This window comes from Bradyrhizobium nitroreducens (assembly GCF_002776695.1).
GTDB classification, from domain to species: domain Bacteria; phylum Pseudomonadota; class Alphaproteobacteria; order Rhizobiales; family Xanthobacteraceae; genus Bradyrhizobium; species Bradyrhizobium nitroreducens.
The window spans coordinates 6,841,405-6,849,312 of record NZ_LFJC01000003.1 but is presented as its reverse complement, the minus strand read 5'-3'; the positions used below and the strand labels follow the sequence as shown (position 1 = coordinate 6,849,312).

The 7,908-nt window shown below is 59.6% G+C and carries 8 protein-coding genes and 1 pseudogene; 4 read left to right on the top strand and 5 right to left on the bottom strand.

The window, feature by feature from the left end; all coding sequences use genetic code 11:
- Positions 1-226: 226 nt before the first annotated feature.
- The 4 genes and pseudogenes from TSA1_RS32565 (at position 227) to dinB (ending at position 2,953) form a co-directional block, all read left to right on the top strand.
- Positions 227-622 (top strand): hypothetical protein, encoded by a 396-nt coding sequence (locus tag TSA1_RS32565; RefSeq protein WP_174719178.1) that lies wholly within the window; start codon positions 227-229, stop codon positions 620-622.
- 45 nt (positions 623-667) lie between these two features.
- A pseudogene (locus TSA1_RS40810) lies at positions 668-1,121 on the top strand (hypothetical protein).
- 3 nt (positions 1,122-1,124) lie between these two features.
- Entirely contained in the window at positions 1,125-1,850 is a 726-nt protein-coding gene (locus TSA1_RS32555) for an SOS response-associated peptidase (RefSeq protein ID WP_100179900.1), read from the top strand.
- The gene (gene dinB / locus TSA1_RS32550) at positions 1,847-2,953 is read left to right on the top strand and encodes a DNA polymerase IV (RefSeq protein ID WP_283814399.1); all 1,107 of its coding nucleotides are present in this window, start codon (positions 1,847-1,849) and stop codon (positions 2,951-2,953) included. Before TSA1_RS32555 ends, dinB begins: the two co-directional genes overlap by 4 nt.
- 63 nt (positions 2,954-3,016) lie before the next feature.
- Here the strand turns inward: dinB and TSA1_RS32545 are convergent, their stop codons facing one another.
- From TSA1_RS32545 to TSA1_RS32520, 5 genes are all read right to left on the bottom strand, one after another.
- Positions 3,017-3,709, bottom strand: a complete 693-nt coding sequence (locus tag TSA1_RS32545; RefSeq protein WP_100179899.1) for an AbiU2 domain-containing protein — start codon at positions 3,707-3,709, stop codon at positions 3,017-3,019.
- 7 nt (positions 3,710-3,716) lie between these two features.
- The gene (locus TSA1_RS32535; protein WP_174719177.1) at positions 3,717-4,622 is read right to left on the bottom strand and encodes an anti-phage nucleotidyltransferase; all 906 of its coding nucleotides are present in this window, start codon (positions 4,620-4,622) and stop codon (positions 3,717-3,719) included.
- 9 nt (positions 4,623-4,631) lie between these two features.
- The gene (locus tag TSA1_RS32530; protein ID WP_100179897.1) at positions 4,632-5,564 is read right to left on the bottom strand and encodes an anti-phage phospholipase; all 933 of its coding nucleotides are present in this window, start codon (positions 5,562-5,564) and stop codon (positions 4,632-4,634) included.
- 261 nt (positions 5,565-5,825) lie between these two features.
- Positions 5,826-6,278: a Mov34/MPN/PAD-1 family protein gene (locus tag TSA1_RS32525; RefSeq protein WP_100179896.1), complete on the bottom strand. Its 453-nt coding sequence runs from the start codon at positions 6,276-6,278 to the stop codon at positions 5,826-5,828.
- The gene (locus TSA1_RS32520) at positions 6,278-7,897 is read right to left on the bottom strand and encodes a ThiF family adenylyltransferase (protein WP_283814411.1); all 1,620 of its coding nucleotides are present in this window, start codon (positions 7,895-7,897) and stop codon (positions 6,278-6,280) included. Before TSA1_RS32520 ends, TSA1_RS32525 begins: the two co-directional genes overlap by 1 nt.
- Positions 7,898-7,908: the final 11 nt, after the last annotated feature.

Here is a 7,908-nt window from a genome sequence, read left to right as displayed (position 1 = left end):
CCGACGTGGCCGGATAGAGCGCGACCGGACAGGTGACGAGGGAAAGACGCAGGAAGCCTTTCCAGTTAGCGCGGGGGGCCATCGAGGGGAACTCCGTTACTGATGCCGGATTCAAGACGAATGGCTCGGCTTGGTTCCGACATCGCGACCTTTCCAATAGGAGGATTTTTTCAAAGAGCGGGCTTGATCGGACTCGACTTTTGTTCACTTTCTGTTCTAATTCGGAATGTCCGACCGTCCCGCGAGCTGGCGCATGCCGACCCCAAAGCAGATGGAAAAGCTGGCCGCTGAAACCGACCGCAGGCGGGACCCCTCCGCTGCGGCTCAGGATGCGCCCCTCCCGGCTGAATATTGGGAATCGGTCCTCAAGGACCCTCGCGCCGATGCGACCGGAGCCCAGTTGCTGCAGCGACGTCTTTCCGAGATTCAGCACCACGTGCTGCGCATCTCCTGCCGCCGCTGCGAGCGAACCGTGGAAATCCAGACCGCCGATGCCGTCCGATTGTATGGCGGAAACGCGGTCTGGAAGGACGTGGCGCAGCGACTGCTCGACAACACCTGCCAGCAGCGCACCGGCAGACATGAAGAAGACGGGTGCTGGCCGACGTTCGAGACGCCGTAATCCGCTCCGATCGCCTATCCGATCTCTTTGCGCCTGGATGTCCGGATGGCCCCGAAGTATCACCCAACGCCGCTGTCGGGCGACGATCGCAAGGCTCTCGCGAAAGAGCTCGGCAAGGCACGCGCGATGGCCAACATTCTGGCTACCAATCGGCCGAGACGCGGGCGAAGGGTGAAGCGCTCATCCAGCAGGCCGATAAGCTGCTTTGCTTTGCGAAAGTTGGAACGAACGCATGTGGTCAGACTGCGAACCGATTGATCCGTCGCCTACCATCGGCCAGGCCGTGAATGGAGGCTTCGCCTGGCTGGAGATCAGGTGTGCGCGCTGCAAGACGCCGAGCGACGTCGACCTTGCGGCGATGAAGCACCCGCCGACCACCTTTGTGCACGATCTCGCCAGCCGGCTCCGCTGCCGCAAATGCGCCAAGGCGGGCCGCCGTCCATCCGCGACTCTGCTACAGTTGGCCTGGCAGCCGCGCCACCCCCGAACCGAAGCCTGATAGATGTGCAATCTCTATTCGATCACGACCAACCAGGCCGCCATCATCGCGCTGTTCCGCGTCGTCAACCGATACGTGGGCAATCTGGCGCCGATGCCGGGGGTTTTTCCCAATTACAAGGCACCAATTGTGCGCAACGGGGCAGAAGGCCGCGAACTCGCTACGGCACGGTGGGGAATGCCATCATCGTCAAAGGCGCTGATGGATGCCACGAAGAAACGGGCCGAAAAGCTTCAGGCCAAGGGCAAGTCCGTCGATTTCAAGGAACTGCTGCGGATGGAGCCGGACGGCGGCACGACTAACATCCGTAATGTGAAGAGCAAACACTGGGCCCGCTGGCTCGGCGTCGAGAACCGGTGCGCGGTGCCGTTCAACTCCTTCAGCGAGTTCAACAAGGCCGAGGGCGGTGATATTTGGTTCGCGCTCGACGAGACCCGCCCCCTCGCCTGCTTCGCCGGCATCTGGACCAACTGGACGTCCGTCCGGAAGGTCAAGGAAGGCGAGACGACCAACGACCTCTACGCGTTCCTCACGACAGAGCCGAACGCAGAGATCGCCCGCATCCACCCCAAGGCGATGCCGGTGATCCTGACAACGCCAGACGAAGTGGAGGCCTGGATGACGGCCCCTCTGGACGAGGCCCTGAAGCTGCAGCGGCCGCTTGCCGACGGAATGCTCCGGATCGTCGCCCGCGGCATCAAGGAAGATACGGCCGGGCTAGCGACGTGACCATCGAGGACGATGACGACCAAGCAGCTTCCCCGGGCCGCCAACGCAAGATCATCCACATCGACATGGACGCCTTCTATGCATCCGTCGAGCAGCGGGACAATCCGAACCTCCGCGGTAAGCCGGTCGCCGTCGGCGGATCCCGGGAGCGCGGTGTCGTGGCGGCGGCCAGCTACGAAGCGCGCAAGTTCGGCGTCAGGTCGGCCATGCCATCGGTGACCGCGAAGCGGCAATGCCCAAACCTGATTTTCGTGAAGCCGCGTTTCGAGGTGTACAAGGCGGTCTCCCAGCAAATACGCGAGATCTTCGCCGAGCACACTCCGATCATCGAGCCGCTGTCGCTGGACGAGGCCTACCTCGACGTGACCGAAAATCTGCAAAGCATTCCGTTGGCGCGGGACGTCGCGTTGGCGATCCGTGCAAAGATCAAGGAGGTAACGGGCCTCAACGCCTCGGCCGGCATCTCCTACAACAAGTTTCTTGCGAAGCTCGCCTCCGACCACCGCAAACCCAACGGCCAGTACGTCATCACGCCTGAGATGGGCCCGGCATTCGTGGAAACCCTGCCGGTCGACAGATTTCACGGCATCGGGCCTGCGACCAGCGCCAAGATGAATGCGCTGGGCCTGTACACGGGGCTCGATATGCGCAATCAGTCCCTCGAATTTATGCAGACCAATTTCGGCAAGGCCGGAAGCTACTACTATTGGATATCGAGGGGTGTCGACAACCGCGAGGTCAGAGCCGACCGTGTGCGGAAATCCGTGGGCGCGGAAAATACGTTCTCCACTGATCTCACTGAGTTCGAGGCCATGGTGTCGGAACTGCAGCCTTTGATCGACAAGGTCTGGCGGCATTGCGAAGAAAAGGGCTCGCGGGGCCGGACAGTAACGCTGAAGGTCAAATTTGCAGATTTCGAGATTATGACACGCAGCAGGTCTGTCCCCACCGCCGTGTCGAGCAGAAGCGATCTGGAGCGCTTGGTCATCAGCCTGCTCGAGAACGAAACGCCTCTTCCAAGACCGGTTCGGCTCTTAGGTATCTCACTCTCATCGCTACACGCCGAAGGTGGCGCGGAGCCACAGCTGGATCTGCCAATCTAGACCGTGTGGATTACCACTTTGTTTCGCTGTTTCAGCTCGTCTCCCGTCATGCCCGTCTCCTACTCATATGTGTTCGCGACGGAAGTCTTTCGGGATCGGCTTCCCTTCCTCTAGTCGCTTTTCGCGGGCCTCTCCTACCTTCACCCCCTCGTTCAAAACATAGAGCAGGGTGACGGCACCGTTAATTCGCCCTCCTAGGTCGAAGCGGCTCTCGGAATCCATATAGTGCCCGGCGACGGCGTTGAGGACGGCTGTTAGCGACAACAACGCCGTTTTCACTTTCAGCCTACTCGCATCCGCGAGCGGCGTGGTCGGTTGTTCGAGCGCGAGCAGTAAGTCGCTGTGAGCAATCCGTCGATTTCGCCAGTCGCGGCAAAATGCAGTCTCCGAAACTGCATCCGCGACGAGCTGCGTTACCCGAGCCTTCAGCTTCGCGTCGCCTATCAACGGCGGTAGCGCTTGGATGCTCAGGTTCTGTCTACCAGCCCTACCGGTCTTCGCCGGGTCGGTGAGACGCGAGATACGAAGCAGCGTTAGCTCCCATAGCTCGTCTTGAAGCATGTGAAAGAAGGCCGGCGCCGCTCGATTGAGTAAGTCGATGCGCTCGGGCTTGCTGCCGAACAGCTCGACATACTCTTTCCAATACACGTGAACGACCGCTACCGATTGCCAAAGGGCTGAGTACAGCGCGCCAAGCGGCTCACCCATGGCCGCTATGTTCGCGGCTTTCGCCTCGTCCGCCGTGTGGCTAGTCATCAGAAGCCTACTTCCACTGGACCCAGAGCTTCTGAGTTTCCGCCAAGAAGTCGAGATAGCCCTGGATAGGCCAAGACGTGTGGCTGTTGTCGCGAACGAGCGGATGGATGCCGTTAGCGCACATGAGGGCGCTGGCATCTGGCGGACTGTTGAGCCAGCCCCAGCACTTATCGACCGTGTTCGCGTAGCTCACGCCGAACTCGCTTACTGGCACGTTGTAAAGCATGCCTTCAATGAAGTAGGAGGGAGCGACGCCGCTCTTTATCTTCCCGTCCCGAATGAGCCGATTGCGCATGTTCTTGAAGATGCGCACGGTCGGCTTGAGCCATTCGGCCGTCGCCTGATGCTTCCGAGTCATATTCTCGGAATGCTGCTTCGGGTAATTGACGATTTCAGTCCCGTTGGTCGTGATGAATAGAACGCCCTCGATGCACTCTTTGTCCTGTTCGCTGTAGTAACGGGAATACTTCTTGTGCGGCGCGACCAGCAGAATGTCGGAGCTGCGCCGAGTCCCATTCGCCTTAAGCCGCAGGGCCTTCTTTCCCGAGGTGTCCAGGTCGCTTCCGTACTGCTTGTCGAGCCACGCGATTACATCGGTCCGAAATGACTTCAGGGTGTATTCGGCAGGGGTTGGATACGCGGTTTTGAATGCCGTTTTTTCCGGCCCTGACAGGGCGTCGATGTTGTAGTGAAGCAGACCTCGGGTGCGCAGGACGATATCGACGTCGCTATCCGCGCCGTAGACGTTCGTATCGTTGCCGTATGACCCTTGCAGGAATGAGTCGATGCGTCGGGACGAATAAGGCGCGTCCTTGTGTTCGATGACGCCCTTAATCGACTGATACGTTGCCGCGGACTGCGCGGCGGCGCCTACGTGCGTCCACGTCTCAAGCTGAGTCTCAGGAATTGCCACGCCGCTCTCCTATAGAATCTTCCTCAATGCATTTTCATACTCGCGAAACGATTGCCGTCCCCGCTGCCAGAGCTGGTCCAGCTTCGTCAGGTCATGCTCGAACAGATCCGTCGCCATCTCAGGCTCGGTGTACCGGGTGCTTATCCGTACCGTGTCGATGTCATGGAAGAGGATGTGCCGGAGCTGGTTCATCGACTGCGTGTTGATTTCGAGAACCCGTTGCAGCAGCCGGACGGTGAAGAGGTAGCCAATCCATCGCATCGCGCTGAACACGCTCTTTTTCGGAGCGGGATATTCACCAACGCCCACACTCACAACGCGTATGTGCTTGCGGTCGAACTTCAGCGCGTTCGTCGCGTCAGCAATCGCGTACAGCGTCGGATTATTCGCGCAATAGCCGCCATCGATGAGCACGATCGCCTCGCCGTCGCTCGTCGTGACCGTTTTCTTCCTGAAGAAGGGATACGCAGAACAAGACGCCTGCACCGCATCCGATATCTTGCAACCGAACCCCGGCACGAAATTCGGCTTGTCGCCGTGCGCTTGGTCGACGGAGGTCTTGAAAATCATCGGCGTCTCGAACGCCCATCGAGTTGACACGATGCCGACGTTGGTCTTTGTCGCCGTGAAGTCTTGGTCCTTGAACACATCCGCGGCCAGAGCTTCGAGCGCTGCCGTCTTGTTGCCCGGCAACCAATACTTCATGACCTCCACGACATGCGACTTGTAGAGTTCTAGAATCTCATCGACCGGATGCCCGAGCGCAATTAAAGCCGCGATGATAGAGCCCGTGCTGGTGCCGTAAATCAGATCGAACCGTTTGTGCAGGGGACCGACCATCCCCTCGATGCCCTTCAGGACCCCCAGTGTATAGAATCCCTTTGCACCCCCGCCATCGAGGCTGAGGATGCGGCACACCTTGGGTTCTTCTGTCTCCGCCATTACCCGTCCGTTGCGTTAGGTCGACTCGGCACCTGCAACGGGAACTATACCTGTTCCCGGTACGTTCATGGGAACATTTCCGCGTATCCTCGCTATTCACAACCATCATTCCCGGCGCTGGACGCCCTGAGCCTCTTTTTTTCCAGCAGGGGCACCTTTCCTTACAATTTCCCCAGCCCAGGGCGGGCTCCCGGCGCCTACCGAGGGGCGCTCGCTTGATTAAGGGATCGCGCAGCGCGTAAGCGATGCGATCGCGCTGGATCACGCCACGGCGGCCATCGCGACAAGCCGGCGATTCTCGCCCCAACCACAATAAAATGAAGCGCGGCCACCGATCACGAAGACTAGGGCGTCATCTCTGTGCCGACCCATCTGATCCGCCCAAGTGTCGCGGTCAACGCGCGAGGGAGAGGGCCTTTCCTCCGGGTGCGTGTGCCATTCACCAACGAAATTGACGGTGCGGTCGCTAACCTTCCAAACCTCGAGGGCGCGACGCTGATGACCCGGATCGCGGCGGACGAATCCATTTCTGGTGCGCCTGTCCAGAGGCATGGGCGTGGTGCATTCCAGAATTTCAACGTGCGGTCCGCGATAGCATCCCAGAAGAATGCCCCCGGCTTCCAGGTTGGCTTCATCCGGTCCGGTGAAACGCCTGATCTCGGCGACAACCTGTTCCGCCAAAATCACAAGATGACCGCCTGCGAGGAAAATCATCACTCAATGTTGTCGCATGCAGGACACCTATCGATACGCTTCGGATTGCTGTCCTTGATCTGAATGGCGCGGTTGTGGTCAAGCGTCAGCGATCGCCACTTGTGGCCGCCACCGCCGTTCGCCCAGTCAAGAGCAATGTCGCAAATGAGGCCCGCCGCAACCGCTGCGCGGGAAACCGGAAACGGGATGAAATGCGCGTCCCCACACGCCAGATTGCGTCCCGTCTCCACTTGTACGTCGCCACGGATGAGATTGAACCTTGGCACGCCGGCCAGTTCAACCTTGAGGCATTTGAAGCAGGCCAGGCCAGGGTCTCCGGTCATGACGGCCACGGCAGCCGCGCCGTTTCCCTCAAGCCAGCCAAACAAAACTGGCGGAAAGGCAGGCCGCCCAGTGACGGCAAGTTCGTTGATCGCGATCGACAGTGATTCCTCGCCAGTCGCATCGATGATCAGATCCTGTCTGCGAAGAACAGTGGTGTCGTTCATGATCGAGCGCGGAATGCTGGTGACGTCGAGATAGGGAAGCTGTTCGCGAAGAAAGTCTGCGCAACCATCGGCCTTGTTACGGTCGAGATACGGCGATCCAAGCAAATGACGGCCAAGATTGGCCCCCTTCAACTTGTCATTATCGACCAAGGTCAGCTTTCCGGCGCCAGTGCCGGCGCCGCTTTGAGCGAGTTGTTGCGCCAGGAAACCGCCGACCGTCCCGCATCCGATGAGCAGTATCTTCTTTCCAGCCAGATTGGTCATTCCGCCCATGTTCCTCGAGAAGACGTATGCCTCGTCGACCGGCACGCCGACATAGCCGGAAATCTTCACCGCACCCTGAATATATCGGAGCGTCTGGCCGATGTGGGACCGTCGGTTCTTCAAAAGCTCCGGGGTTCTATATGCCTTGGCGATCTCCGCCGACACGAAGAAGCGGCCGTTCGGTGCCGACAAGCAAATCCATTGCCGATGTCCCGTAGAGCGGGCGAATGCTTTCTCGATCGCTCCGACCGCGGTCGGCGCCGCGCTCGTCATCCACGTGTTCAACTCTGCCAGATTTTTCGGTGGCCAGGATTGCTTCGGATCGAAGGACAGCGCGGGAACGCGTATCACAGGACAGAGCAGTCCTTCCGGATCCCTGCCACCATTACGCTTGTGCAGGGCAAGAAAACTGGAAGCCCCGTCAGACACCAGAATTTCTTCGCGCCCGGAATGGCGGTCAAACCTCAGGAGCTGGATCTTCGCGTCGCCTTCGAACGCTTCCGGCAGATCGATCAAGACGGTCCCGTCCGCCCAATATGCGCCGAACTCACCGACCAGATCCTCGTCTAGCCGCCCCCGCACGGCATCTCTCAGGACCTCGTCGGCCCGTTCGAGGCACTGAATAATGGTCTCAGCGGGCTTATATCTATCGAGGACGATCGCCTTTCCGTCGAGGTAACAGAACGTGCCATCCGATCTCAGAATATGGGGCACCTGGCCGGCGGATCCGGCGCCAGGATCGACCAGCCTAATGACCGGCGGCGCCACGAAATCGAGATCGGTCACCGAGACCACAACGGGGACTTTCAGTCCCGTTTCATCGAGCACGCCGCGGTAGTGCATCCCCGATCTTGTATGATCGCGCACGAAGTGGCGTT